The organism is Thalassovita sp. (assembly GCF_034670005.1).
GTDB lineage: Bacteria > Pseudomonadota > Alphaproteobacteria > Rhodobacterales > Rhodobacteraceae > Thalassobius.
Window position 1 is genome coordinate 97,908 of sequence record NZ_JAXMOH010000008.1, and the last position, 26,763, is coordinate 124,670.

22 protein-coding genes, 1 tRNA gene and 1 pseudogene are annotated in these 26,763 nt (G+C 57.0%); 10 read left to right on the top strand and 14 right to left on the bottom strand.

All coding sequences use genetic code 11. The features are described 5' to 3' along the window. Positions 1-342: 342 nt before the first annotated feature. The 4 genes from VOI23_RS14010 (at position 343) to VOI23_RS14025 (ending at position 6,603) form a co-directional block, all read left to right on the top strand. Entirely contained in the window at positions 343-1,272 is a 930-nt protein-coding gene (locus VOI23_RS14010; RefSeq protein ID WP_323785527.1) for a site-specific DNA-methyltransferase, read from the top strand. Between the two features lie 21 nt (positions 1,273-1,293). Then, on the top strand, positions 1,294-3,015 hold the full coding sequence (locus VOI23_RS14015) for a DGQHR domain-containing protein (protein ID WP_323785528.1): 1,722 nt from the start codon (positions 1,294-1,296) through the stop codon (positions 3,013-3,015). Between the two features lie 482 nt (positions 3,016-3,497). Then, on the top strand, positions 3,498-5,759 hold the full coding sequence (locus VOI23_RS14020) for an AAA family ATPase (protein WP_323785529.1): 2,262 nt from the start codon (positions 3,498-3,500) through the stop codon (positions 5,757-5,759). Between the two features lie 154 nt (positions 5,760-5,913). Further along, the gene (locus tag VOI23_RS14025) at positions 5,914-6,603 is read left to right on the top strand and encodes a hypothetical protein (protein WP_323785531.1); all 690 of its coding nucleotides are present in this window, start codon (positions 5,914-5,916) and stop codon (positions 6,601-6,603) included. Between the two features lie 1,102 nt (positions 6,604-7,705). On the opposite strand, the gene VOI23_RS14030 is transcribed toward VOI23_RS14025, so the two are convergent. The 3 genes from VOI23_RS14030 to VOI23_RS14040 form a co-directional block, all read right to left on the bottom strand. Next, the gene (locus VOI23_RS14030) at positions 7,706-8,185 is read right to left on the bottom strand and encodes a hypothetical protein (RefSeq protein WP_323785532.1); all 480 of its coding nucleotides are present in this window, start codon (positions 8,183-8,185) and stop codon (positions 7,706-7,708) included. Positions 8,186-9,185: 1,000 nt separating this feature from the next. After that, positions 9,186-10,400 carry a phage integrase SAM-like domain-containing protein gene (locus VOI23_RS14035; protein ID WP_323785511.1) on the bottom strand — a complete coding sequence of 405 codons (1,215 nt, stop codon included), beginning with the start codon at positions 10,398-10,400 and terminating at the stop codon, positions 9,186-9,188. Between the two features lie 103 nt (positions 10,401-10,503). After that, a tRNA-Cys gene (locus VOI23_RS14040) sits at positions 10,504-10,577 on the bottom strand. A 145-nt stretch (positions 10,578-10,722) separates the two neighbouring features. Between VOI23_RS14040 and VOI23_RS14045 the strand changes: the two genes are divergently transcribed. The 3 genes from VOI23_RS14045 to VOI23_RS14055 all read left to right on the top strand — a co-directional run bounded on the left by VOI23_RS14045 (position 10,723) and on the right by VOI23_RS14055 (position 13,730). Next, a complete protein-coding gene (locus tag VOI23_RS14045) occupies positions 10,723-11,376 on the top strand; it encodes a protein-L-isoaspartate O-methyltransferase (protein WP_323785533.1) in 654 nt (217 codons plus the stop codon). A 63-nt stretch (positions 11,377-11,439) separates the two neighbouring features. After that, positions 11,440-12,861: a TolC family outer membrane protein gene (locus VOI23_RS14050; protein WP_323785534.1), complete on the top strand. Its 1,422-nt coding sequence runs from the start codon at positions 11,440-11,442 to the stop codon at positions 12,859-12,861. Positions 12,862-12,929: 68 nt separating this feature from the next. Then, on the top strand, positions 12,930-13,730 hold the full coding sequence (locus tag VOI23_RS14055) for a hypothetical protein (RefSeq protein WP_323785535.1): 801 nt from the start codon (positions 12,930-12,932) through the stop codon (positions 13,728-13,730). On the opposite strand, the gene VOI23_RS14060 is transcribed toward VOI23_RS14055, so the two are convergent. From VOI23_RS14060 to VOI23_RS14070, 3 genes are all read right to left on the bottom strand, one after another. Further along, entirely contained in the window at positions 13,715-15,178 is a 1,464-nt protein-coding gene (locus tag VOI23_RS14060; protein WP_323785537.1) for a cobyric acid synthase, read from the bottom strand. The two genes, VOI23_RS14055 and VOI23_RS14060, sit on opposite strands and share 16 nt — an antisense overlap. 74 nt (positions 15,179-15,252) lie before the next feature. Continuing rightward, positions 15,253-15,744 carry a cupin domain-containing protein gene (locus VOI23_RS14065; RefSeq protein WP_323785538.1) on the bottom strand — a complete coding sequence of 164 codons (492 nt, stop codon included), beginning with the start codon at positions 15,742-15,744 and terminating at the stop codon, positions 15,253-15,255. Positions 15,745-15,899: 155 nt separating this feature from the next. Next, on the bottom strand, positions 15,900-16,220 hold the full coding sequence (locus tag VOI23_RS14070) for a DUF6280 family protein (protein ID WP_058261650.1): 321 nt from the start codon (positions 16,218-16,220) through the stop codon (positions 15,900-15,902). A gap of 214 nt (positions 16,221-16,434) precedes the next feature. On the opposite strand from VOI23_RS14070, the gene efp reads away from it, so the two are divergent. Continuing rightward, positions 16,435-16,998, top strand: coding sequence for an elongation factor P (gene efp / locus VOI23_RS14075; RefSeq protein WP_323785539.1), 564 nt, complete (start codon positions 16,435-16,437; stop codon positions 16,996-16,998). A 101-nt stretch (positions 16,999-17,099) separates the two neighbouring features. On the opposite strand, the gene VOI23_RS14080 is transcribed toward efp, so the two are convergent. Further along, entirely contained in the window at positions 17,100-17,831 is a 732-nt protein-coding gene (locus VOI23_RS14080) for a folate-binding protein (RefSeq protein ID WP_323785541.1), read from the bottom strand. Positions 17,832-17,898: 67 nt separating this feature from the next. Here VOI23_RS14080 and VOI23_RS14085 point away from each other — a divergent pair. Continuing rightward, positions 17,899-18,513, top strand: a pseudogene (locus tag VOI23_RS14085) (glycosyltransferase); the annotation flags it as partial. On the opposite strand, the gene VOI23_RS14090 reads toward VOI23_RS14085, so the two are convergent. Continuing rightward, complete coding sequence (locus VOI23_RS14090; protein WP_323785542.1) at positions 18,449-20,335, bottom strand: ABC transporter ATP-binding protein; 1,887 nt, start codon at positions 20,333-20,335, stop codon at positions 18,449-18,451. The pseudogene VOI23_RS14085 and the gene VOI23_RS14090 overlap by 65 nt on opposite strands. Then, positions 20,332-21,024 carry a fused DSP-PTPase phosphatase/NAD kinase-like protein gene (locus tag VOI23_RS14095; RefSeq protein ID WP_323785543.1) on the bottom strand — a complete coding sequence of 231 codons (693 nt, stop codon included), beginning with the start codon at positions 21,022-21,024 and terminating at the stop codon, positions 20,332-20,334. Before VOI23_RS14095 ends, VOI23_RS14090 begins: the two co-directional genes overlap by 4 nt. A gap of 270 nt (positions 21,025-21,294) precedes the next feature. On the opposite strand from VOI23_RS14095, the gene VOI23_RS14100 reads away from it, so the two are divergent. Further along, entirely contained in the window at positions 21,295-22,491 is a 1,197-nt protein-coding gene (locus VOI23_RS14100; RefSeq protein WP_323785544.1) for a pyridoxal-phosphate-dependent aminotransferase family protein, read from the top strand. A gap of 269 nt (positions 22,492-22,760) precedes the next feature. Here VOI23_RS14100 and VOI23_RS14105 read toward each other — a convergent pair whose 3' ends face one another. From VOI23_RS14105 to VOI23_RS14125, 5 genes are all read right to left on the bottom strand, one after another. Continuing rightward, entirely contained in the window at positions 22,761-23,213 is a 453-nt protein-coding gene (locus VOI23_RS14105) for a carbon monoxide dehydrogenase subunit G (RefSeq protein ID WP_323785545.1), read from the bottom strand. Positions 23,214-23,329: 116 nt separating this feature from the next. Further along, complete coding sequence (locus VOI23_RS14110; protein WP_323785546.1) at positions 23,330-23,935, bottom strand: nucleotidyltransferase family protein; 606 nt, start codon at positions 23,933-23,935, stop codon at positions 23,330-23,332. Then, positions 23,928-24,707: an XdhC family protein gene (locus tag VOI23_RS14115; protein ID WP_323785548.1), complete on the bottom strand. Its 780-nt coding sequence runs from the start codon at positions 24,705-24,707 to the stop codon at positions 23,928-23,930. The genes VOI23_RS14110 and VOI23_RS14115 overlap by 8 nt, the downstream gene beginning before the upstream one ends. Further along, positions 24,704-25,891, bottom strand: a complete 1,188-nt coding sequence (locus VOI23_RS14120; protein ID WP_323785549.1) for a vWA domain-containing protein — start codon at positions 25,889-25,891, stop codon at positions 24,704-24,706. The genes VOI23_RS14115 and VOI23_RS14120 overlap by 4 nt, the downstream gene beginning before the upstream one ends. After that, complete coding sequence (locus VOI23_RS14125) at positions 25,888-26,763, bottom strand: MoxR family ATPase (protein WP_323785551.1); 876 nt, start codon at positions 26,761-26,763, stop codon at positions 25,888-25,890. Before VOI23_RS14125 ends, VOI23_RS14120 begins: the two co-directional genes overlap by 4 nt.

The following is a 26,763-nucleotide window of genomic DNA, read 5'->3' on the forward strand; positions in this document are numbered from 1 at the left end:
GAAGTAGAAGCTGACATTTAGGTTACCGATTTCAATCAGTAGATCAGCGGCCCGAGAGTACGTGTGTGGGCACCATGAATCTCCTGTGGTGCCAAAAATCAAAACCTTGCGAGCTTGGGTTCAGCTTCATCCACCCCTCACCACCCAAACAAGGGCACGCTCTGGTCCAAGTCACATAACCCCAATGCTGTAGTGATCGTACCTAGTGCCTGTGGTTTGCCTCGCTGCTCATTACGTTCGGCCTTGATCTGCAAAAGGCATTTTCTTTTTTCAATCGTAACATGTAACGTAGATCAAAAGGTCCGTTAAGGATGGTTCGCGCCTAGTTTTTGAGGAAGTTCGTTGCAGCACTCCGGGAAAATTGAACTTGAAGCAACTTCGTTGATTGCTGGTGATTGTGGCGTGCGTCTCGATGAGATCGAAAATGGGTCCGTGCAGTTGGTTGTTACCTCGCCTCCTTACAACATAGGAAAAGAGTACGAGACTGATCACAGGATGTCGCTTGAGGAGTACCTAGATTGGTTGGACCCAATTGTAGGAAAAATCTGCGACAAGGTATCTGATACCGGTAGCGTCTGTTGGCAGGTCGGCAGCTTTGTTTCCAACGGTCAAGTCCACCCGTTGGACTACTATTTCTTCCCAATGTTCCGAGAGAGAGGCTTCCAGCTACGAAATCGAATTGTCTGGCGGTACAATTTCGGGCTGCATGCAACCAAGCGTCTCTCGGGCAGATACGAGACGCTTCTTTGGTTTACAAAGTCCGATCGGTATCGGTTCAACCTTGACCCTATCCGCGTTCCGCAGCTTTACCCTGGCAAACGTCATGCCGCCTCGAAAGGAGCGAGAGCAGGAAAACCGTCGGGCAATCCGTTGGGTAAAAATCCGTCAGATTACTGGGAGTTTTCCGCCGAAGATGTGTTTGTGACAGATCCGGTATGGGATATTCCCAATGTAAAATCGAACCATCCGGAAAAAACTCCTCACCCATGCCAATTCCCGATAGAACTTGCGGAGCGGTGTGTGCTCGCCTTTTCCGAAACCGATGATGTCGTTTTGGATCCATTTATGGGAGTGGGCACGACGGTTCTAGCTGCATTAAAACACGGTCGCTTTGGCGTCGGCATTGAGAAAGACAAAAAGTATTTGGAATTGGCGAGAGAACGAGTGACTGCATTGGTTGATGGCACGCTGCCCGTACGCAGAAGTGGGCAAGCTCCGCGCAGACCTAAGCCAACTGAGAAAGTTTCCACTGTTCCCGACGATTGGAAATAGAAGTTTGATAGGCTCCAAAAATTGGCAAAGACAACAAAAAAGAAGTACAAGAAAAAGAAACTGACGTCTGAAGAACGAAAGGCTCTGGCTTTTAAGCGAGCCCACGTAAATCTCGTCCGTAGTGTTTTTCGAAATGCCGGCTTCAAGCGTTACCCAAAGCTGGCAGATAAGGAGTTCACGCTTGGAGACCTAATTACATCGGATTTCGACGATGTTTACCTTTACGAGAACCTTCTTATTTGTATCGAGTATACTACATCCAAGTCAGACCTAGTCAGCGACCATCTCAAGAAAAAGAAGATCGTCTACGACAAAGTGGCGGACGACAAAGAAGCGTTGGTCAGTGCTTTTTGTGATCTAGACGAAGAGTTCAAAGAGGACATATCGGCAACCTATAATGTCGACGAGTTGGTGGTCCGTTGTTTGTACTGTAGTCGACACGACTTTGCTCAGAAGCACAAAGAAATTACGGATAATGCTAACTATTTGGACTACCCAGAGCTCCGGTATTTCAAGTCACTTACCGACAGCATAAAAAGATCTGCACTGCCCGAGCTGATCGACTTCTTGGATGTGAAGCTGGAAGACTTGGGGGTTGACGGCAATGTGTCAGCGCATGCCACAAGCAAGAGTTTTCAAGCGACGGTGCTTCCGGAGGCGAACTCCAACTTTGATAAGGGCTTCAAAGTTGTGACGTTTTATGTGGATCCGGAAACACTACTAGAGCAAGCTTACGTGCTACGTCGTCAGGGTTGGAGGGACTCAGAAAGCGTTTACCAACGCATGATCTCGAAAGCGAAAATCGACCAAATACGTAAGCACTTGAAGGCAAAGAAGCGTGTATTTGTAAACAATATTATTGCTACTCTCGACGATGAGACCAAGATACTTGACGCAAATGGAGACACCGTCGACCCAAAGAATATCACCAAAACAGAAACCGTAGATTTACAGCTGCCAAACAAGATCAATACTGTTGGTCTGATTGATGGTCAGCACAGAACATTTTCTTACTACGTAAGTAATCCGGATGATGTTGAAGTCGCTAAACTTCGAAAAAGACAAAATCTGCTGGTGACAGGTATCATTTATCCACCGGGCAAGTCTGCAAGGGATCGTGAGGCTTTCGAAGCCAGGCTGTTCTTAGAAATCAACTCGACCCAAACAAATGCTAAGTCTGATTTAAAGCAGGCAATCAACCGGATTGTCGACCCGTTCTCCGACGAGTCCATCGCCTCTACTGTAGTCGAACGTCTTGGGCGGGGCAGCGGCCCGCTGAGTGGTCAGATTGTCCGTCACTGGTTCGACACAGATAAGTTGAAGACGACCTCGATAGTAAGCTACGGTATGAAACCTCTAACCAAGACCAGTGGTACGGATTCTATCTTCTCTTTGTGGACCAATCCGAACAAAGCAGACTTGAAGAAGTCGAATGATACAGCACTCTTAGATGAGTACATTCAGTTTTGCTGTGACACGATTAATGATTACCTCATCGCGGTTCGAAAGACTTTGCCGTCTGGGACTTGGACCCCCAACAGAAAGAATGGCGGCCTACTAACAACAACTGTGATGAACAGCCTTTTGATCTGCTTGCGTACAATCATTGAAAACGGAAAAACCGGCAATACGGCTCACTACGAAAGTAAGTTCGCAGGCCTTACACCCAAGAGTTTTGAGGGCTTTCATTCCAGTCAGTACGGAAAGTTGGCTGAGCGACTGTATAAAGCGCACTTTGCTTGAGGAAACATGGGTTGTCGTTTGAGACAACTTCGTTTCAGCGAGTTGCACATTAGTATGGAAACTAAATTTCTGATTTAGTTTCTTGGATTCGTGCAGACAGCAGTTTTCTCGAAGTAGGTCACAAAGTGTCACGTGCCCCAGGAATTGATAATGTCTGCAAAGGTGAAGCTGCGATGCAGCACCAATTGCTGTGTCGAGTGTCCGGTTAGGGCCGTGAACGACGTTCGGCATGACGGGCGGAAGCCGGACTTTTGCTGCGCTTGCGAACTGACGGTATCGAGGGCAAGAAGCCGTCGTTCGCGACGGATGTTAAAAGCCGCTTGAAGGAACCGCGCTTCCGCTGGCTTTCGACGAAGGGCGTTTTCGCAGAGAACTGAACATGTCCAGGTTGTGCAATTTTGACGACAGTGACACACTGTCTCAATAATACCTGTCCAACCAAGTATTTGATGCGTTGAAGCTGTCGCCAGCGAGGTGAACAATTGATCGAGAGTATCCATTTAGCCAATGAAGGTGCATACGATACCGCAGGCACCAAGCTCGAAGGGTTGAAAAAGCTCAATTTCATCTTCGGCTCGAACGGATCAGGCAAGACAACGATTTCGCGTGTTATCGAAGGCTCGGGAGCTTTCCCTGACTGCCAAGTAACCTGGGCAGGCGGCAGTCCACTGGAAACTCGCGTCTATAACAAGGATTTTGTAGAGAAGCATTTCGATGCGGAAAGCAGCATCAAGGGTATCTACACGTTCGGAGAGAACGTTGAGGTCGCCGACAAAATCAAGACGCTCAAGGGCGAAGCCGATGCAATAAATACGAAGCTTAGTGGCCTCCGAAAGAACCTTAGCGGGGAGGATGGAACTAGCGGGAAGAAGAAAGAACGAGAAATTCTCGCAGCGCAGCTCGTTGAGGATGTCTGGGGAGCAAAGAAGAAGTTCGATGAGCTGGACACAGCGTTCACAGGACTCAATAATAATAAGAAGAATTTCTGCCAGCGGTATCTCGCAGAAGCGTCAAGCAACAGCGCTACAGTAAGGGATATTTCAGAGCTTCGTGAAGACGCCGCGACTGTGTTCTCGGGGTCGCTGACCAAGGCAACCGTTTTGCCCGATCAAGATAGTTCAAAGATTTCAGCGTTGGAAAGCTCGACCATCCTCAAGAAGAAGATTCTCGGCAAAGAAGACGTAGACATCGCCGCACTGATCGAAAAACTCGGCACTAGCGACTGGGTGCAACAAGGACGGCAGTATTTCGATCAACTGTATGACCAGTGCCCGTTCTGCCAGCAGAAGACAGATGCAGCCTTTAGGCAGAGCCTAGAGGCGTATTTTGACGAGAGTTACATTGCCGATCTCGCGACTATCGACACGCTGCTTACCGACTATACCAATGCAGTAGGAGACCTGCTAACCGCTTACAGCGCGTCCGACATTGTTGAATCGCCCTACCTTGACCGCGCGGCCTTCGAAAAGGATGTCGCAGCACTGCGCTTGACTCTCGACAGCAACGTTGACCACGTCACGGCGAAGCGGAAGGAGCCTAGCGCCCCAGCAACGCTTACTGATACAGCCCCACTGCTCGCGGCGGTTAATGCCCACATCGTAGCGGCCAACAAGAAGGTCAAGGCCAACAACGACACCATCGACAATCTTGCAGCCAGAAAGAAAGAGCTGACTTCGCAGGTTTGGAAGAGACTGCTCGAAGACACAAAGACGATCTACGATAAATTTGAAGCTGATACTGGTGGGCTCGACAAGGCGATCACCTCGCTGGAAAGCCAGATAGAAACAGAAACAAAAAACTTTGACGCCAAGCAGGAAGAGATAGAAGAGAACGAACGGAAGATCACCAGCATCAAGCCAACGATTGACGCCATCAACAAACTTCTGAAGTCATTTGGTTTCACTAACTTCCACCTCGTTGAAAGCTCGGGGGGCGGTTTCTATGAAGTCAAACGTGCGGATGGGAGTGACGCGAAGCGAACTCTAAGCGAAGGAGAAAAGTCTTTCATAACATTTCTATATTTTTATTATCTGGTTGGCGGATCATTCAGTTCAAGCGGTGGCACGAATGACAAGATCGTAGTATTTGATGACCCCGTTTCGAGCCTCGATGCAGACATACTTTTCATCGTCTGCAATCTGATAAAGACAATCATCGCCGAAATGCGAACGGGTACAAGTCCGATCAAACAGGTGTTTGTTCTCACGCACAATATCTACTTCCACAAGGAAGTGACTTTCGACAAGAAGCGCAGCGCCGCCACGGCTAGAAGTGACGAGACGTTTTGGGTTGTGCGCAAAACATCGCAGCGATCAGAGCTCATGCCTTTTGTGGAGAACCCGATCAAGTCGAGTTATGAACTTCTTTGGCGAGAGGTCAGGCAGAAGCCGCCTTCAGACACGGCCATCCAGAACGTCATGCGTAGAATCCTCGAACACTATTTTAAATTCTACGGGGGCATCACGCCCGAAGACATTATCGACAAGTTCGGCGGCAAGGACAAAATGATCTGTAGCACCCTGCTATCGTGGGTGAATGACGGATCGCACTTTGCCACGGATGATCTCTACATGGCTTGCGATCCAGGCCAGGTTGATCGCTACCTGAATGTGTTTCAGAGAATTTTCGAGGATTCCGACCATGGTGGTCACTTCAGGATGATGATGGGTGATGACTATGTGGAACTGCCCACCGAAGAAGCCCATGAGACCCATGTTGCATCGGCGGAGCCTGAGGACGCCTGAACCGTGAGCGACACCGCAGCATCACAACGTGATTTCGTTTTTAACTGTGGGCCGGTCAAACAAGAATCTCAAGAGGGAAGGACGCAGTTTGCCCTGCCTACATTGTGGAAAATCCAAGACAATAGAAGCCCATCTGATCCCCAAAGCATTCGTAATGGAGGTGAAAGTTGACCGCGGCGAGCAACACTTGATTGTTCACAAGGGCAACCCTCGTCCGAAGGTTAGCCATACTGGCGTCTACGATAGAGATATTCTGTGCGGGGATTGTGATAACATACTTGGGCGCTATGAATCCTATGCGTTCGACCTCTTTCGGAAAATCCGTAGGCAACAGTTCAGCGGAGGTAAGGTAATCAGCATGGACTGCGTCGACGGAGATATGCTGGTACGTTTTGCTTCGGGTATTGCTTGGAAATATGCTGTCACAAATCCCGACAGAGGACGTATCGATATCGGCCCTTATAAAGACACCCTTCGGATGGTCGCGCTAAGTGGCGGACAAATTCCCCATACTGTTGATGTCACGATTGCACGCATCGTCGAACTGGATGGCGATGTCTATTATTATCGAACGCCCATGCCAGACCGGAAGGAAGGAGTGAACGTCGTAAGGTTCTGCCTTGGCGGATTTCTCATCTTGCTCAAAATTGATAAACGGCCACCGGGTAATTTGCTGCCGGAGGAGTGTTGGTTACGCGGGCGCAAAAAGGGGGCTTTTGTGACACTCCCAGCCGAGTATGTCGAAGAGGCAATCTTGCACGATGAGCTCGCGAGTCGTAAACTGGTGCGTCAGTTTTTCGGAAAGATGCGCGAGCGTTCGTCCCGGCAGTCGCAGCGAGGCTGATCTGGCCTGAATGCTTCCATATTTTGATTTTGCAGGTGCTAGCTCGAATGGCAGGTCTGGCGAAGCTGCATCGCAGCGTTTGGCGACATGGCCAAGGTCGGCTATGGGCCGCGAGCGACAGGAGCGCCCGGTCGAACACGCCCAGGGCGCTGCACCGCCGCAGGTCGGCTCTGAGCCCATATTGCTGGTTTTCAACGATGCAGCGAATGTCTGCTCTCTTGATGTGACTGAAAATGTGAAAAATCAATTCATTGGTCGAATTGCTTCACGAATAGGTTTTGTAGCCTCAGGCGAATCTATGGGTCTCGTCACTAGAGAGCTATTAACGGAATCAGACGCAGTCCCACGATGCCGCAGCCTTGAGATCAACAATGTCGGCGCCGCTCAAACGCCAGGTGATATAAAAGACGTGACTACAGACTAGGAAACCGTAGCTGGTGTCGGCCCCCCTGGGGCGTTCAACGTAGCCCTCGGGCAAAGCAGCCTGAAAACGTTCGTGTGCCTGAACGAATTCAGCATATGTTGTGTAACTCCGATCACGGTCAACGTATCTAATCATTAGGCCGCCATTCTCTTGATACGTAATTGGATTTTCGGAAGGTATACGAATGCTAAACCCCCGCTTCCGGAGGGCACTAATGAATGCCTCCTCCGATGGTTCCTGTGAGGCTAGGCGTTCTACGTTCTCCTGAAAGTTCAGTTTCCATGTGAGCGGATTTTGACGCGCCAGGAAAGGCGGGCCTATGAGAATTACGGCTACACAGTAGAGACACGCAGCGATTACGACGACCTGCATCAGACGTTTAAGCCAAAGAGGGTATTCCATGGAAATAGATATGGTGCATTTACCGTTGTCTGCCAAGGCTTTGCATCAGGCGCATTCCTAAACACTGACTCCCGCTGAAATGCCCAAAACCGATACGTTTTCATCGCGCTGCCCGAAAGCCGTCACTAAGGCTTCTTAATCGTACTATGGCTCCGTCCCGCAGACTGTGAGTTCGAGCCGCGCACGGTTTCGCGCTCGCGGCGAATGTCGGCAATGCGGGCTGCGACCGCAGCATCTTGATGCAGTGCTCGAGGTCCGGTGTGGGCCGAGCATACATCAGTAGGCTCCGCTGAAGCTGGTGTGAAGGACATCATCCTCCTTAAGCACTTGATCAACCAAATAGAGCGCTGCCCGGATTAGATCTGCGTTGCGATTGCCATCAGGATCGCCGCTCTTTCCTCCATGAAAGAGGTTGTTCCGGACCCCGTTTAGTGCGGCGATCAGCTCCTGAACGGATACAACCTCGCCACGATCCTGCCAGATCAGGTGACCTCTTCCATCGACAATTTGCTTCTTGGGCGGGGCGTGTATGAGCACCTGAACTTCGTCTGCAAGTTTGATCCTCTGCCAGAAATCGGCACCTAGTTGATCGTTAGCGAAACGAACCCAATCCACCTCCGCAACTGCCCTTCGACCTGGAACAAAGAATCCTACGTCTTTGAGGGCGAATTCTAGACGCATCATAACTTTAAACAGGCGACTGGCCTCTTCAGAGACATCATCTATTTTGGAGTAGTTCACCTCTGGGACTGTCATTCCACACATCCTTGTAAGACATCTGTCCCCGATCGGAGTTTGAAGCGGGTTCAGGCTTTCAAACACTAAGTGGACCACGAATGACCGCTTTGCGAAAGCTGCAATGCGGCAATAGCAACTTTGGTGAACGTCTGTTTTGGGCCGTTAGCTTCGCCACCAAGTGCAAGCACCATTCTGAACCATAGCCGTGGCAAGGTCGCGGCCATCGGGGAGGCGACAGGAGCCGAGCCAACGGTCATAACTCTTCTGACCTGTCAGACTGCATGACAGCGTTTGCCCTGAAGCAAGCTCCTTCATAAGCCGATCTGCCCGCCGCCCATCAGGCGTCCCGATTTCAGCACAGTCGAGTTTGGTGAAACGGATAGGGCGACCGGCGACTTCGATTGTATCGCCGTCCCGCACGTGGGTGACCCGACCGACAACGCTACTGGAAGGTGTCGCAGTGTCGGATGTTGCGTGGTTCCAAGCATTCCCGCCCCGGAGGATAGTGACCCTTGATGTAGCCTCAGTTGGAGTAGTCGTGCCGAAGTCGTGCGGGGCAATCTTCATGGCGACAGTCAGAAAGATAGCGGCAGAAGTTAGGAGTAGCCCGATTGCTGGGGCAGTAACGCGGCGCTGACGGTTTCGCTGCACCTTTCGCCACTGTCGCTGCGTTGGCGTCAATCTTACTATAGATCTAATCATGCTAAAATTATGCAAAGAATTATGGCAAATCTTAGGTTGAGTTTCGACATTAGTCCGAAAGCTATAGGCACCCAATGCAACCATCGTGGAATGTCATCTCTGACGGACTGTGCCGCAGAGGCCTGAACTTGCTCAAGGGCCGGTTACGTCCGCTGTGTTGTTCTTTGAAATGGGTGATTGGAAACATGAGCTGTCGCTACGATTTGCTGTATGCGAAACAATCTGAGCGACCTTGGAGCGTGTGCGTGTTCCGAAATGCCCCACACTACTGTTCAAGGTCTTAGCGCGATGTGGGGCCGTCGTTGACAGGTCAGGATCAGTCGTTGCGCTGGAACTCGGCGATGATCTCGGGGGACGGTGCCATTTTGGACAGGTAGTAGCGTTCAAGCATTTCGACACTGGTGCCGGCGTTCTTGGCCAATAGGTTGATGTTCACCTTCGACTTGGAATCCCGTACCCGCTTTTGCAGGGCATAGTGCCGCAGGGAATAGGTCGAGAAACTTTCTTCGAGCTGATCTAGTTTGGCGGCACGCAGAAAGTGAAGGAATATCCGGCTCAAAGCTGTGCGAGCATAGGCTCGGTTGTCATATTCCGCCATGAACACGAACTCGTCAGCGAGGTTTTCTTTGATTTGGCTGATACTTGCATCAGGTGGTGCATTTTCACGCAGGATACTTTTGTAGACCGCAACGGCGAAAGGCATCGTGAAGCTCTCTCGCAAACCTGTTTTGCCTTTGCGAATGACCATCTCGAGGCGGGGTGGATTGGATCTAATTTGAATGTCCCGGTGACGTAGGAAAAACAGCTCGCCCGTGGTCGGCCTGACGAAGGTGTGAACGATGAACCGGAAGATATGCACATGATGTTGGGTTAGAGAGATGCCGCTGACCTTGTCCCCCTGCTTGACGCAAGTATTGGCCGCCCTGATGAACTGTTTGTACTGACTGTCGGTAAAGGCTGTGCGGGGATTGTCTTTGGTCATGATCTTGGGTGGATCAGGAACCCGTTCTATCTGTTCGTCTTCGAATGCCATCCGCATGACAGCACGAAGAACCATGATATGTTTCTTTTTGGTGCTGCCTGAAAGCGGCTTGTCACGCTTGATGTCAAGGTCATGCAAGTAGTCCCGCATCTTGCCAGTGTTGATTGTCTTGATCTGCATGTCCCCAAAAAAGGCAATGAGCCCGTCGTTATGGCGATAGAGCGTGTTGTGATAGTCGATATACTTGCGGGACTTGTTGCCTACGGATGCACGTAGATTGGCGTCGAACCGATCAGCATAGGTCTCGAACCGTGTGGCTTTGGGATTGCGCTCGACGGTGCCAATGGTCGAAAGTGTTTTGTCGGCGAAGTTGATGGCTGCTTGCGTTGCTTCGAGCCGGTCTGTTTCCTTGGTCGATTTGCTGAAATATTTTTGCTGCGATGGAATCCAGACCTTGGCGTACCAGAAGGGGGAGCGGGGTGTTTGGTAGAGGTAGAGACCGCTGCGGACCTGTTTCTGTTTGGTGATGCGGTTAGGGCTTTTGGCCATATGAAGGTGGGTCCAGAAAGTGTGTAACAGTGTGTAACACACTTACACGTCGATGGCTGCCAATCAACAATTGACTATAGCGTTGTAATTATTGAGAAATTTGTGGAGGCGAGTACCGGAATCGAACCGGTGTACACGGATTTGCAATCCGCTGCGTCACCACTCCGCCAACTCGCCGCCAAAGTGGGTGAACGTCGCTTAAAGGATATTTCAACCTGCTGCAAGTCCCCAACACATGGCGATTTGCGTTTCTGAGGCGTTGCCGCTGGTTTCAGGATGTGACAAAACATAAGATAGGAATCTGAACGAAAGAGTTTAGCAGATGACAGACTTTGCCGCACGCCGCACCATGATGGTCGATACTCAGATCCGTCCTTCGGATGTGACCAAGTTTCCCATCATCGAAGCGATGCTGAATGTTCCGCGCGAAGAATTCGTTCCGGGCGAGAAAATCGAAGCCGCCTATATTGGCGAAAATCTCGATCTGGGCGGCGGTCGGGTCGTGCTGGAACCGCGCACCTTGGCCAAGATGCTGGATGCGCTGGATATCCAGGGCGATGAGCTGGTGCTCGATCTTGGCGTCGGGCTGGGCTATTCCGCTGCGGTGATCGCGCGGATGGCCGAAGCGGTCGTGGCGGTGGAAGAGGACGAAAGTCTGGCCGAAGACGCCCAGGCGGCGCTGGCCCGGATCGGGGCCGATAATGTCGCCTTGCATGTCGGGCCGCTGTCTGACGGGGCGGCGCAGCATGGGCCTTATGATGTCATCATGCTGGAAGGGGCGGCCGAAAACGTACCGGCGGCCCTGCTGGATCAATTGAAAGAAGGCGGCCGGATCGGGTGCCTGAAGGCGCGCGGCGCGCTCGGTGTGGCGGAAGTCGGCTACAAGATCGACGGCGAAATCACCTGGCGCTATGCGTTCAATGCCGGGGCCCCGGTTCTGCCCGGGTTCGAACGGCATCGGGCCTTTACGTTGTAAGTTTTTCGGCGCGCCCTGCGGGGCGCGTTGTCGTTAGAGCAGGCATAGATAACGGAGCGCGCAATGGGCGGCACAGGTATCAGACGGAAAGTGATGACAGGCATCGCGGCGGTGATGTTGACGGTAACTGGATCGGGTGCGGTGCAGGCCGACAACCTGGCCGATGTGCTGGCGGATGCTTATAAAAACAGCGGTTTGCTGGAACAGAACCGGGCCTTGCTTCGCGCCGCAGACGAAGATGTGGCGGTGGCGCTGTCGGCATTGCGGCCGATCGTATCCTGGGCCGGTGACGTGACCCGCAGCACGTCGCGGTTTGCTTCCACCTCGACCTTCCTCACCACACGTCAGAGCTCCTCGACCACAGTGTCGCTGGGCCTGTCGGCGCAGTTGCTGCTGTTTGATGGCGGTGCCAGCAAGGGCCAGATCGAAGCGGCGAAGGAAACCGTTCTGGCAACCCGGCAGGCGCTGGTCGGTGTCGAACAGAATGTGCTGCTGCAGGCGGTCGATGCCTATACCAATCTGCGCACCCAAGCCGAAACCGTGACCCTGCGGCAGAATAACGTTCGGGTGATTTCCGAAGAACTGCGCGCCGCCAAGGACCGTTTCGATGTCGGCGAAGTCACCCGTACCGATGTGGCGCAGGCCGAAGCCCGGCTGGCACAGGCCCGTGCGGCTCTGGCACAGGCCCAGGGCGATTATCAGGGCGCGCGTGAATATTTCATCGCCGCCGTCGGCCGCAAACCCGGTACGATGCAGCCGTCCCCGGCCGCACCCGCCACGGCCTCCTCGATCGAAGGCGCCAAGGCGCTGGCGCTGAAAAATCACCCCGACATCCTGCAGGCGCAGCATCAGGTTGCCGCCGCCGATCTGGCGGTCGAGGTGGCGCGCCTGAACATGGGGCCGACCGTGTCGCTGACCGGCAACTATGGAATCCAGGAAGACTTCAACACCACCGCCTTTTCCAAGGGCGGATCGGTTGGGGTCGAAGTGTCCGGCCCGATCTATGCTGGTGGACGGTTGTCCGCAGCGTATCGCCGGGCAGCGGCGCAGCGCGATTCCGCCCGCGCGGCGCTGCGGCTGAGCAGCATTTCGGTGGCCCAGAACGCCGCGACCGCCTTTGCCAATCTGCAGGTGGCGCGGGCCGCCCGCGTGTCCAGCGACCGGCAGGTCCGGTTCGCAACCGTCGCATTCCGTGGCGTGAGGGAAGAAGCGACCCTTGGCGCGCGGACCACGCTTGACGTGCTCAATGCCGAACAGGAATTGCTGAACGCCCGGGCCAACCTGATCACGTCCCGGTCCAATGAATATCTGGCCTCCTATTCGTTGCTGGCCAATCTTGGATTGCTGACCGCCGACCATCTGAAGCTGAACGTGACCCGGTATGATCCGGCTGCCTATTACAATCAGGTGAAAAACGCTCCGGCACATCTCAGCGCACAGGGCCAGAAACTGGACCGGGTGCTGCGCGGCATCGGCAAAGAGTGATCTCCAGATCGGTTGTTAGAATCTTGCCCCGGGGTTACACTGACCCCGAGGCAAGAGTAGGATAATAAATGTCGGATCCGGTAACCAATGTAGAAATCGAGGATGTACTGGCCTCTATCAAGCGGCTGGTTTCCGAAGAATCGCGGTCTGAAACAGCGGTGCCTGAAACCCCGGGCAAGCTTGTCCTGACACCGGCCTTGCGGGTTGCCGCCCCGGATGTGAACGGACCGGATGTGCCCAGATCAGGGCCCGCACCTGTGTCTGAACCACCTCTCTACAGTCCGATGGATGATCTTTATTCCGAAGATACTGAGGAACCGATGCGGGTCGAAAGCGCCGAGCTGGAAGCCTGCTTTGCCGATGCGGCAGAGGACGAGGATCAGGACGACGTCGTTGAATTCCGCCACTCCGGGGATGACAAAGACGCGGACAAAGACGCGGACACAGAACAGCCCGAAGACGTCAGCGAAACCGGGGACTGGGATAGCGGCCAGACTGTCAACCGGGTCGACGCGGTCCAGTGGGAAGACGTCGAAGACGCCGATTATGAAACCATCGAGGACGACGCAGAAGACGATCTGCCAGAGGCAGAGGCGATCGAAACCTCCTCTTATGGCGATGCGGCCGAACCCCAAGATGACGCCCCGCACGACCACGGCTATACCGGGGGCAGCGACGATCTGGATGATCTGGCAGCGGTGTCAGCCGACGAAGACGCCATTCTGGACGAAGACGCGCTGCGCGAACTGGTCGCCGATATCGTGCGACAGGAATTGCAGGGCGCTCTGGGGGAACGGATCACCCGCAACGTGCGCAAATTGGTGCGCCGCGAAATCCACCGCGCCCTGACCAGTCACGAATTGCAATAGGTCGGTTGCTGCGCCAGCCGTAGCAGCAGGTCGAGGTCGAAATGCGTCTCGATATGCGCGGCCAGCCTGTCCAGAACCGCATCCAGTTCATCCGAATAGGCGACCTGAACCTCTGCCCCCAATCCGGACAGATAGGCGGCGCGGAACGCGTCTGAACTGAACAGCCCATGCAGATAGCAGCCGCGCACCTGACCGTCGGGACTGCTTGCCCCTTCGGCGCGACCGGACAGGTCCAGCCAGGCGCGGGCGCAATCCGGGCCGGTGGTTTCGCCCAGATGGATTTCATAGCCCTCCACCGGGGCACCGTTGGGCAGATACGTCGCCCGGCTCAGTGCCAGCCGCTTTTGCGGCTTCATCACCGTCACCACGTCAAGCAATCCCAGACCGGCCACCGTTTCCGGTGCGCCTTCGATCCCCTCGGGATCGGCAATTTCGCGGCCCAGCATCTGGTAGCCGCCGCAAATGCCCAACACATGGCCGCCACGGCGGACATGCGCTTGCAGGTCGATATCCCAGCCCTGCGCGCGGAAATGGGCCAGATCGGCAATGGTGGATTTGGAACCGGGGATCAGAACCATATCGGCATCGCCGGGCAGGGCGCGGCCCGGTTCGATGATTTCGACGCTGACACCGGGTTCGGCGGCCAGCGGGTCAAGATCGTCGAAATTGGCGATCCGGCCCAGACGGGGCACCGCGATCTTGAACCCGCCGCCTTTGGTCGATGCGATATCCATGACATCCTCGGCAGGCAGCCGCCAGGCATCTGCGAACCAGGGCAACACGCCCAAAGACGGCCAGCCGGTCCGCTCTGCGATGATCGTCAGCCCCTCGTCGAACAGCCGCACGTCGCCGCGAAACTTGTTGATGGCAAAGCCCTTGATCCGGGCGCCGTCATTTTCGGGCAGGATCGCCTGGGTGCCGACGATCTGCGCGATTACCCCGCCGCGGTCGATGTCACCCAGCAGGATCACCGGCACGCCCGCAGCTTCGGCAAATCCCATATTGGCGATATCGCCCTTGCGCAGATTGACCTCGGCGGGGCTGCCGGCCCCTTCGATCACCACGATATCCGCCGCCGCGCACAGCCGCGCGAAGCTTTCCAATGCCGGGCGCAGCAGCTCTGGCTTGGCCTTGGCGTAATCGCGGGCGCGCAGGGTGGCGAAACGCTTGCCCTGAACGATCACCTGCGCCCCGGTATCGGTTTCCGGTTTCAACAGAACCGGGTTCATATCGGTATGCGGGGCCACCCGCGCGGCCAGCGCCTGCAACGCCTGGGCCCGCCCGATTTCACCGCCGTCTTCGGTGACGGCGGCATTGTTCGACATGTTCTGCGGCTTGTAGGGCCGGACGGTCAGGCCGCGATTGGCCAGCGCCCGGGCAATCCCGGCCACCACCATGGATTTACCGACGTTCGATCCCGCGCCCTGGATCATGATTGCCTTGGCCATCTGCCGCCCCTTTGTGCTTCGGTACCGGTTCTAATCGCAAAGCGATCGGGGCAAAAGCCGCAAGGCGGCAGGTTTCAGTCGTCTTGCGGTCCGCGACGGCGAATATCGCCATAGGCACGACCGTCGAGATGGTGGTAGAAATCCGGCGACCCGGTATCGGCCATCAGGTCCAGCCCGGGATAAAACGCCCGTTCCCCTGCCATCCGCGATCCGACTTCCAGCACGATCACATCCTCGTCGGTCCGGTTTTGCAGGCAATGGCCGGTCTCTTCGCCGGCTTTGAAACCGACACAATCGCCGGGGGATAACTGTTCTTCGCTGTCGCCATAGACCAGGGTCGGCGTTCCGGCGATGACATAGACGAATTCGTCTTCCTTCTCGTGCCAATGGGGCAGGGCGGACCAGCATCCCGGTGGCAGCCGGGTCTGGTTGACGCCGAACTGGGTCAATCCCGCCGCATCACCAAGCGCACGCTTCTCCCGCGCTTTGGTGTTCTGGTGATAGGGCGGCGGATACAGGGTCCCGACCTTGGCGGTCAGGGCGGCGATGTCTATTTTCTTGCTCATCGAAACCTCCGGTTGTCTGTGGGCAGACTAATATTTCGATCTGCCGCGCGGAAGCGATGTTTTGTGAAATAACGCAAGACAATATGTGCGAAAAAGAAAAACGCGTCTTCCCCCAGGAAGACGCGTTTTTTCATTTGGTAGTCTGGCAGTCTGTATCAGGCCGCTTCGGCCTGCTGCGCCGCGTTGCGACGTTCGCTTTCTTCACGCGACAGGGCGACCGAAGTCCGAACGCCTTTGCCGACGAATTCCATCAGGCCATTGACCACCCGCTCGTTGGGGTCAATACCGGCGCAAGACAGAACTTCACGGCCATCACGCGACCGTGCCCAGCGGGCGATCTGTTCCGGGCCGTTGCCATATTTCTTGTCATCGGCGATGGCATCGTCGAGTGCAGCCAACACAACGGCTGCGAACAGTTTGCGGGCGCGGTTGCCTTGCTCGTTATTGAAGGCCGTGCCGTCAACGAAATCTTTCATGTTTCGTCCTTTTTTATTGCTCTTGTCTTTCTGGCGTAGAGCCGCTTATGACCTATTGTCAGTGATTCGGGTAGGCTTCTATTGCATGGCTTTTATGCGTTTTTTGCATACCTCGCCCAGCGGTCGTTCGATATCTGGTTTCCTTGCCTTGGCCCCGAACCCCATATATAGGTGCCTTCAAACTTCCATCAACCTTTTGCCAGGGTTTTGTCATATGCCTAAAATCAACGGTAACGAAATTCGCCCGGGAAATACCCTGGAACATGACGGGGGCCTCTGGGTCGCCGTGAAAGTCGATCACGTAAAGCCCGGCAAGGGCGGGGCTTTCGCTCAGGTCGAGATGAAGAACCTGCGCACCGGGTCCAAACTGAACGAACGCTTCCGCTCCGCCGACAAGGTGGAACGGGTGCGGCTGGAACAAAAAGACCAGCAATTCCTCTATGAAAACGATGGTATGCTGGTGTTTATGGACACCGAAACCTTCGATCAGGTCGAACTTCCGGCCGACCTGCTGGGCGACCGCCGCCCGTTCCTTCAGGACGGCATGACCGTCGTGATCGAATATTACGACACCGAGGCGTTGAACGTGACGGTGCCGCAGAAAGTGATCTGCAAGATCGTTGAAACCGAACCGGTGGTCAAAGGTCAGACGGCTGCGAATTCGTTCAAACCGGCGCTGCTCGACAATGGCGTGCGGGTCATGGTGCCGCCCTTTGTCGGTCAGGACGAAGACATCGTGGTAAACACCGAAACCATGGAATACGCCGAACGCGCCTGAGCGCAACTTTCGGTTACGTCGCGTCACAGCCGGGCTTGTTGTCCGGCTGTTTCATTTTGGGACGGATGAAACCCCCGGGGCCGGTCCGATCCGGCGCTTGGTCACGACAGCAGACGCAGCCGCGCCGATCCGGCGGTCATCTCACCCCCCGCGCGGTCGAACCGTAAATAGGCAATCGCCCGGTTGCCCGCACTGGTGAACAGCGTGCCTGCCTCTTTCTCTCCGGCCATGATCGGCGTGCCTGCCGGGGCGCTGCCATCAATCTCTACCACCCGCAATCCCTTGCGCAGCTCGGTCTTGTGTTTCATCCGCGCGGTGACTTCCTGTCCGACATAGCATCCCTTGCGGAAATCGACACCGTTCAGCCGGTCGAACCCGGCCTCCAGGATATAGCTGTCGGGGGTCAGCTCGATCCCGGTTTCGGGGATGCAACGGGCCACCCGGATCGCGTCCCAGTCGCTGCCGTCATCGCCATTGTCAGCGCCATAAAGCCGCCAGCCAAGCGCGGCGTCGCGCGGATCGGCAAAGGCCCCTTCGGGCATCGGCCCGGTGCCGCGCCGCACCTGTAGCCCGGTTTCCTCGATCGTGACCTTGGCGCGCAGTTTGTACATGTTCAGCCGCTGCAACAGCATCGGTGCCAGACTGCTGTCGGCATCGACAAGAATGGCGTCCGCCTCGGGCACCAGGAAAAAATCGGCCAGATATTTGCCCTGCGGTGTCAGCAGCGCGGTATAAACCAGACCATGATCAAGCTGATCGACATCATTCGTCACCAGATTTTGCAGGAAATGCCGGGCCTCTTGCCCGGTGATGCGAAAAACATGTCGGCTCATTTCAACTCTCCCTTTCGGTCATTGGCTGTAATATAGCGCGGGGCAGGGACGGCAACAGGGGACAGACATGCGCGCGGCACTCTCGGTGATTATTCCAACCCTGAATGCGGAACAACAGCTTCCGGCCTGCCTGTCGGCGCTGATCGAAGGGTTGCAAGCCGGACTGGTCCGCGAATTGGTGATCAGCGATGGCGGATCGACCGACGCGACCCTGCGCATCGCCGACGAAGCCGGGGCGCTGCTGGTCAAGGGCGCGCCATCGCGCGGCGGCCAATTGCGGCGCGGCGTACTGGCCTCGGGCGGCGACTGGATACTGGTGCTTCATGCCGACACGGTGCTGCCGCCGGGCTGGACCGATTGCGTTCAGGATCACATGAATTTCCGCATAGATCAGGCCGGGTATTTCCGGCTTGGTTTCGACAGCGGCGGCTTTGCGGCCGGTTTCGTCGCCGGTTGGGCCAATTTCCGGTCGCGCCTGTTCGGTCTGCCTTATGGCGATCAGGGGTTGCTGATGTCGCGCACGCTTTACGACAGTATCGGTGGCTTTGCCGATCAGCCGCTGATGGAGGACGTGGCGATCTGCCGTCTGTTGCAGGGGCAATTGCGGGAAATCCCGCTTATCGCCCGAACAAGCGCCGCGAAATACGTGAAAGAAGGCTGGTGCCGTCGCGGGGCGCGGAACCTTTGGACGCTTTTGCGCTATCTTTCCGGCGCCGACCCGCATGATCTTGTGCAATCATATCGGCGGTCGGACCCTCGGTCTTGAATTGCAGCCGGTACAGATCGGCATAAAGCCCGCCGCGGGCCAGCAATTCATCGTGACTGCCTTCGTCGACCACCCGGCCCTTGTCCATCACCACGATCTTGTCGGCATTGCGCACCGTCGACAGCCGGTGCGCGATCACCAGCGTGGTACGCCCCTTCGACAGCTTGTCCAGCGCGTCCTGCACCACCTTTTCCGATTGCGCGTCCAGCGCGCTGGTGGCTTCGTCCAGCAACAGCACAGGCGTGTCGCGCAACAGCGCCCGGGCAATCGCGATGCGCTGACGCTGCCCCCCCGACAGGTTCGACCCGCGCGGACCGGCCGGGCTTTGCAACCCCTCCGGCAGCTTGGGCAGGAAATCTGCCACATGGGCGGCCTGCAACACGGTGTCGAGCTGTGCGTCGCTGACATCGCTCCGGCCCAGCAGGATGTTTTCTTTCAATGTTTCGTCAAACAGCGCGGCATCCTGCGACACCACCGAATAAAGCCCGCGCAGATCGGCCAGAGACATCGCCTTTGCCGCCACGCCGCCGATTTCGACCGTGCCGCCCTGCGGATCGACCAGCCGGGTCAGGACGTTGAAAATCGTTGATTTCCCGGCACCAGAGGCCCCGACCAACGCGGTGGTCTTGCCGGCTGGCGCGATCAGTGTCGCGCCATTCAGAACCTTGGTGTCGCCATAGCTCAGCTCGACCCCGGTTAACCGGATTTCGGGCATCCCCGCGGGCGCGGGCACCGGGTGGGCGGGCGAGGTCAGCTTGGGCTTTTCGTCCAGCAATTCCTTGATCCGCTCGATCGCGGCGGCGGCGTTCTGCCAGATGCCGGTGACCGCGCCCAGCCGGCGCAGCGGTTCAAAGGCAAAGCCGATGGCGGTGAAAAAGCTCATGAACTGGCCAATGCTTTTCTCGCCTGAAATGATCTCGGCGCCGCCGAAGACCAGCACGCCCAAAAATCCCAGCCCGGCCATCACGTCGATCAGCCCGGGGATCGCAGCCGCGCCCAGTTGCGCTTTCACATCGGCCCGAACCAGATCCCCGGTCAATGCGCGGTAGCGGTTCGATTGATACTCTTCCAACCGGTTCAGTTTGACCGGCACGATACCGTGAAACACCTCGTCCAGACGGATCGCCAGCTTCGCCCCCAAATCGCGGGCTTCACGGGACCGGCTGCGGACAAATCCCTGCACGAATTGCGACGGCAGCACCAGTATCGGCGTGCCGATACAGGCCACCAGTGTCCATTGCCAATCGACCGAAATCGCCACCCCCATCAGGATGATCAGCGCAATCAGGTCGCGCCCGGCCCCGGTGATGACGGCGTTCCAGACCTGACCGACCGCTTCGACATCGGCCTGCACCCGCTGGATCAGGAACCCCGGCGGGTGGGTCTGATGGAACCCACCGTCAAGCCGCATCAGGTGATCCAGCATCTCGGTCCGCATGTCAGCGGCCGAGCGTTGCGAAATCAGCGCCAGCAGCGCCTTTTGACCGACGCTGGCGACCGCGCGGGTCACGAAAATCCCCATGATCGCTGCGCCGACCCACCACAGGGCGGCGTGATCCCCGGCGATGAACACCTGATCGAACATCGGTTTCATCATCCAGCTCAGCGCGCCAAGGGTCGATCCTTCCAGCGCCATGAAGCCAAGCGCCACCAGCAGCAGCCACAGATGTTTGTGCAGGTATTTACGCCACAGCCAGATCAGCAGCTGGCGGCTTTTGACACCGGCGGCGGCGGTCATTGCGGGACTTTCCGGCCATTGCGGTATCCGGCGGTCAGCGCCTCTTCGTCATATTCGTCGCGCAGCCAGGTTTCGAACGCGATCGGGCCATGCTTCAACCGGGCCTCGTATACGTCGAGGAAATAATCCAGAATCCCTGTCGTGTGCCATTTGATATGCAGGTATTTGAACGACAGCATGGCCTTGGCCTCGGCCAATGGTGCGCCTTCGATTACCAGCTTGTACACCGCGCTGGCCAACCCGGCCCGGTCGGCCCCGGATTTGCAATGCATCATGAACGGGCGCTCGATGTCGCGGAAGGTCTCGATCAGGTCCAGCATGTTGTCGCGCGGCGGCGCGGCGCGGGCATGCAGCCCGATATCAATCATCCGTATCCCCAGCGCGGCACAGCTTTCGCGTTCCAGCAGGTAATGCGGCCTGCCGGGCGATGCGCCGCGCAGGTTGATCACCGTCTTGATCCCCATCGCCGCGTAGCGTTCGAACCGTTCATGGGTTGGCTGGTTCGATCGGTACACCCCCGGGGCAATTTCAAAAAAATTGGTCCAGCGGCGGCGCAGAATGGCATGATCGGCCCAGTTGTAATGGGTCATCGCCCGGCGGCGATGGTCGGGATTCGTCAGATCGATCGTGGCGGGCAGGGTGCTGCCCCTTTCCCAATCCCGGTATTTCTGCACCAGAGTCATAGGCATTCCGCATCTTTTCAGTCGCGCATCTTGTAGGCATCCCGCATCACATAGGCAAGGATGATGGTTCCCGCAGCCCCATGCGCTGAATTGCAGGCAGCGCACGGAGCGAAATATATGACATCACCAAATTTGATCCTTATCGCGATTGACGCCGGTCCGGCTTTGATTAACCTCACTTCGTCAATACATTGCTTTGACACCCCGCGACATTTTTCTAACTGCCTGAATTGATGGTGCCTCCCCGGTGCCGGCAGAAACCCACCGGAGCCGCCTATGAATCTGTCCAACGGTCGTCCCTATCTCGCCATCCCCGGCCCATCCGTCATGCCCGATGAGGTGCTGCGCGCGATGCACCGCGCCTCCCCCAATATCTACGAAGGCGCGCTGATCGACATGGTCGCGGGGATGGTCCCCGATCTCAAGAAAGTGGCGGGGACCGACCATAACGCCGCGATCTATATCAGCAACGGACACGGCGCATGGGAAGCGGCGCTGTCCAATGTGGTAGCGCCGGGCGACCGGGTTCTGGTGCCCGCGACCGGCCGGTTCGGCCACGGCTGGGCCGATATGGCCGGCGGGCTGGGCGCCGATGTTCAGTTGAACGATTTCGGCCGGAACCGCCCGTTCGACCTGACCCGGATCGAGGACACGCTGCGCGCCGACGAGGAACACCGGATCAAGGCGGTTCTGGCCAGCCATGTCGATACCTCCAGTGGGGTGCGCAACGATATCGCCGGGCTGCGCAAGGTGCTGGACGCGGCGGGCCACCCGGCGCTCCTGATGGTCGATTGCATCGCCTCGCTGGCCTGCGACCGGTTCGAAATGGATGCTTGGGGTGTCGATGTGATGGTCGCGGCCAGCCAGAAAGGGCTGATGACACCGCCCGGATTGGGTTTCGTTTTCGCAAGCCCGCGCGCGGTGGAAGCGCGCGCCGGAATGGAGCGGGTCAGCCGCTACTGGGACTGGACGCCGCGGTTCAACCCCGAAAGCTTCTACCAGTATTTCGGCGGCACCGCGCCGACCCATCACCTGTTTGGCCTGCGCGCCGCTCTGGACATGATCCATGCCGAAGGGATGGAAAATGTCTGGCGCCGCCATGACGTGCTGGCCCGCGCGATCTGGGCTGCTGCCGATGTCTGGGGCAGCGACGGCCCGCTGCGCCTGAATGTCGCTGACCCAGACCACCGGGCCCGCTCGGTCACCTCGCTGCGGCTGGGCCTGCCTTACGGCCCCCAACTGCGCGAATGGGTCGAGGAAAATGCCGGCGTCACCCTCGGTATCGGGCTTGGCATGTCCGAAGACGGCGATCCGCAGGGGCGCGGCTATTTCCGCATCGGCCATATGGGGCATGTGAATGCCCATATGGTGTTGGGGATGCTGGGCAGCATCGACACCGCGTTCAAGGCGCTGGACGTGCCGCATGGCGGTGGCGCGCTGGACGCGGCGGCGATGGTGATGGCCAAGGGCTAGGCCACGGCGCCACGTGCGCGCGACATAACAGAGAGCCTCAGCCCGTCTTGTCGGCCAGCGCGAATGGCAACTAGGCGGGGCGAAGCTGCCGTTCGGTGATTTCTCTCCAATGGCCGCATTGGCCTCTTAGTAGCTCTGGCGAAGCCGGCCGTTGTGACCGGCCGGGGTTGTTCACGAACCAGTTCTCCAGCGCTGGAAACAACGCAAACGCCGACCCGTTCTGACACAGGTCGACACTTGCGCCAGAACGTCGCTTGCGATGCAACAGGTTAGCTAACCTGCTCTGCGTCCAACACCTCAGCGAAGCTCTTGAAGAACTTCGCGGCGAGTTTCTTGGCTGTGCTCTGGATCAGGCGGCTACCAAGCTGCGCCAGCTTGCCGCCGATTTGGGCCTTGGCATCGTAGGTCAGGATCGTTGTGTCACCGTCCGCCACCAGCGTGACATCCGCCCCGCCTTTGGCGTGACCGGCTGCGCCGCCGCTCCCTTGACCGGTCAGAGAAAACGCATCAGGTGCGCCACTTTTGTCGAGTTGGACATCACCGCTGAACCGCGCCTTGACCGGCCCGATTTTGAGCAGGATCTTTGCCTCTAGTTCTGTGTCGGAATGTTGGACAAGCTCTTCGCAGCCCGGAATGCATTGCCGCAAGATCTCGGGGTCATTCAGCGCCGCATAGACACGCTCCATTGGGGCGTTGATGACGATTTCGTCTTTGAGTTCCATGATCGTACCTCTTTAACAGCAGGGAAACTTGATGGTCGCAAGCGTTTCGGCTTGCTCGGGAGTGAGGTCCCATTTTTGACGCAGCGCGCGGAAATACTTCTGCAAACTTTTCATGGTCAGACCCTTTCGGAAGGTGTTTCTTGAAACGCCGCAAAGGCGGCGGGCGTGTCGATGTCATTGCAGAAACCAGACTGCGACAACGGGATGTTCTGCACCAGATCGGGGTTGCTGCGTGTGAACTTGGCGCAGCCGGGATTTGTTTTATCCGCAAGCAATCGGGACCGCATATCCTCGGGCACGATGATCGGGTTGCCCCGCTGCGTTCCCTGCAAAGGGATCGATATTTTCGCGGTGTTCCCAACCAGATGCGCGCTGATCAATGCGTGTAAATTGGCTGCCGTTAGCTGCGGTTGGTCGCCCAGTCCAATCAGCAAATGCGCCGCGTTTGGGGCGTCAAGAAGCCCCGCACGAACCGAAAAGGGCTGACCCATTTCGAAGTCTCGATTATACACCAGCCGGACAGGCAGACCCGCAAGAACCGCGTCAATCCGCATCGCTTCAAATCCAGTGACGACGCAAACCTCGCCATCAACTGCCGCAAGATAGGTTTCGACAACATGCCGGATCATCGGAACGCCGCCAACGGGCAGCAACAGCTTGTTGCGCGCTTCCATCCGGCGTGACAGTCCCGCCGCCAGTATGACCGCCCCGACACTATCCATTTTGGGCAGCCTGTGCCAGAACTTCGCGCTTTGTCTGTGTCAGTTCGGCCAGAATTGACAGGGCAATTTCCGCCGGAGTGACCGCGCCGATATTCAGGCCGGCAGGTGCGTGAACAGCCGCAACCTGCGCCGCGTCAACGCCTGTTGCCAACAGCTTGTCCGACAAGGTTGCAAATTTTTTGGCGCTGCCGACAAAGGCAACATAGTCCGCACTTTCAGCCAGTCCTGTCTGGAGCGCGGCCAAGTCGCCCTGTCCTTGTGTCGCGATCACCAAATACCGGCCGCGACCGGGCAAGCGGGATGGCAAAGCCATGTCAGTTGCCGCCTCTGCCGCAGCCCACCCAAATTGCGGCGCCAACTCCATCAGCTTTACAGCGACGGGGGATTGTCCAAAAATCAATAGATCGGGTTCCGGCAGATGCGGCTCTATGAAAATGTCGATGGTGCCTTTGGACGGACAGCCGTTGCGCGCAAACCGGACCCCATCGACGTCGTCGCCCGCCTTCACGCCCTTTTCGGCCAAGTCTTCCTCTGGAGCGACCGAGATAAACTGCGGCTGGCCGGTTGTGTAGGCACGCAACGTCGCCTCTTTGATCGCAGCCTTCACGCATCCACCGCCAAGCCACCCGTCAAGGATCGTCCCGTCCCCCCGCAAAAGCGCCTTGGCCCCCGGTTTGGCCGCAGTCGTGCCGGCTGTGCGGACAATCGTTGCGATGGCGAAGTAGTCTTCGCCCTCTTGCAACCCTTGTTCCATGATCTGCTTGGGTGTCATAACCGGGCCAACTCCTGTTCAAGTGCGGCGAGGTCTTCCAGCGTGTTCGCCGCACGGAAAAGATCAAGATGCGGCAATGCTCCCGCCATCGCGCGGGCGGTTGGTTCGTACCCGTCCCAACCTTTCAGCGGATTGAGCCATATGATCTTGCAGCCGCGTTTCTTCAACCGGATCAGCGCATCCGAAATCCCGTCAGGAGAGACGGTGTCATAGCCATCTGACAGGATCATCACGACGGTTCGGTTGTCGACAAACCGACGGCCATAGGTGCCGGCAAAAAAGTCCAGGCTCTCACCGATCTTTGATCCCCCCGCGAACCCGTCAGCAAGCAAAGACAACCGGGCCAATGCGCGCAAAGGATCCTTGTCGCGCAGGGCTTCGGTGATCCGCACCAACCGCGTGTGGAAAAGATAGGCATCCGCGCGCGGATCGGCCCGCATCAACCCCGCCAGAAAGGCAAGAAAGATGCGCGAATAGACCGTCATGGATCCCGAAACATCGCAAATGGCAGTTAACCGCAGGGTGCGATCCGGCCGATGGCGTTTAGGCAGCGCAAAGGGCTCGCCTCCCGTCGCAAGGCTCTGCCGCATGACTTTGCGAAAATGAATCTGGTCGCCTTTGCTGGCGGCTTTGCGGCGACGTGATCTGCGATCCCGCATGGCAGCACCAAGGCGCTGGGCGATCTTTTCCGCCGCCTCTATATCTTCGGGTCGTACAATATTCCGTAGGTCCGTCTTGAACAAGTTGGCCACATCAGTGGCCACCAATTTGCCTTCACCATCGCTTGTCGCTTCGCCTTCGCCACCGTCAGGTGCGCTGACATCGCCCGCGCCGCCGCTGGTGTCCGCCTCGATATTTACCTCTCGCGAAGAATGGACATTTTCGCTTTGGCTTGGTGTCGCCGTCGGTGTGACCCGGGTTTGGACCCGCCCGCCATTCATCCAGAAACTGTTGAACAAGGCGTCGAACTGCGCCGCCTCTTCGGCGCATCCCGTAAAGACAGACTTCAGCGCGCGGCGCGCGTCCTGTGGGTTTGCGGCGTTGATATGGGTCAGGGCGTCCAATGCTATGCCCGTTTCGCCCACACCAAGCCGTAAGCCATTTTCGCGCAGATGCGCGACAAACCCGGCCATGCGGGACGCAGGCCCCGGATCACGGGCAGCAAATTTGGTCACAAGGCTCATGCGGCTTTTCCTGCAAGGCGCTGGGCGATCTCCGTCGGGATTGCATCGCGGTCCAGTTGCGTTTTCAGCAGGGTCGTCAGGGTCGCCTGGAGAATCGCAGGGTCATCGGTCAGATCAGCCACACCAAGCCCCATCAGGGCCGCGGCAAAATCCAGCATTTCTGCGACGCCCGGTTTCTTTTCCAGCTCTTGCTTGCGCAGGGCCTGCACAAAACCCACGATCTGCGCGCAAAGCCTGTCGGTGATATCAGGGTAGCGACTGACCAGAATGGACAGTTCGGTCTCATGATCGGGATAGGGCACATGCGCATAGAGACACCGTCGGCGCAGCGCATCGCTTAGGTCGCGCGTACCATTAGCCGTCAGGATAACGATGGGGCGTGTCGTGGCAGTGATTGTGCCCATTTCGGGTATTGTAATTTGGAACTCAGAAAGAATTTCAAGCAAGTAAGCCTCAAACTCTTCATCTGCCCGATCAATCTCGTCGATCAGCAGCACGGGCGCTTTGTCTTGGCGGATCGCTTTGAGCAAAGGTCGTTCCAACAGGAATTCATCCGAGAAAATGCGCGCCTCGACGCTCTTGCCGGTTTCCCCATCTTCGGATGCTGCGCGGATCGCCAGGAGCTGACGCTGGTAGTTCCATTCGTAAATCGCCTGGGCGGCATCCAGTCCTTCGTAGCATTGGAGGCGGATCAACTGCGTGTCTTCGACAGCCGCCAGCACACGCGCCACTTCGGTCTTGCCGACGCCGGCCGCGCCTTCCAGCAACAAGGGGCGCCCCAGCGCCAGCGACAAATGCAGCGCCATCGCCAGATCACCAGAGGCAATATAGCCCTGATCGGCCATGGCCGTTTGCAACGTTTTCCAAGTCAT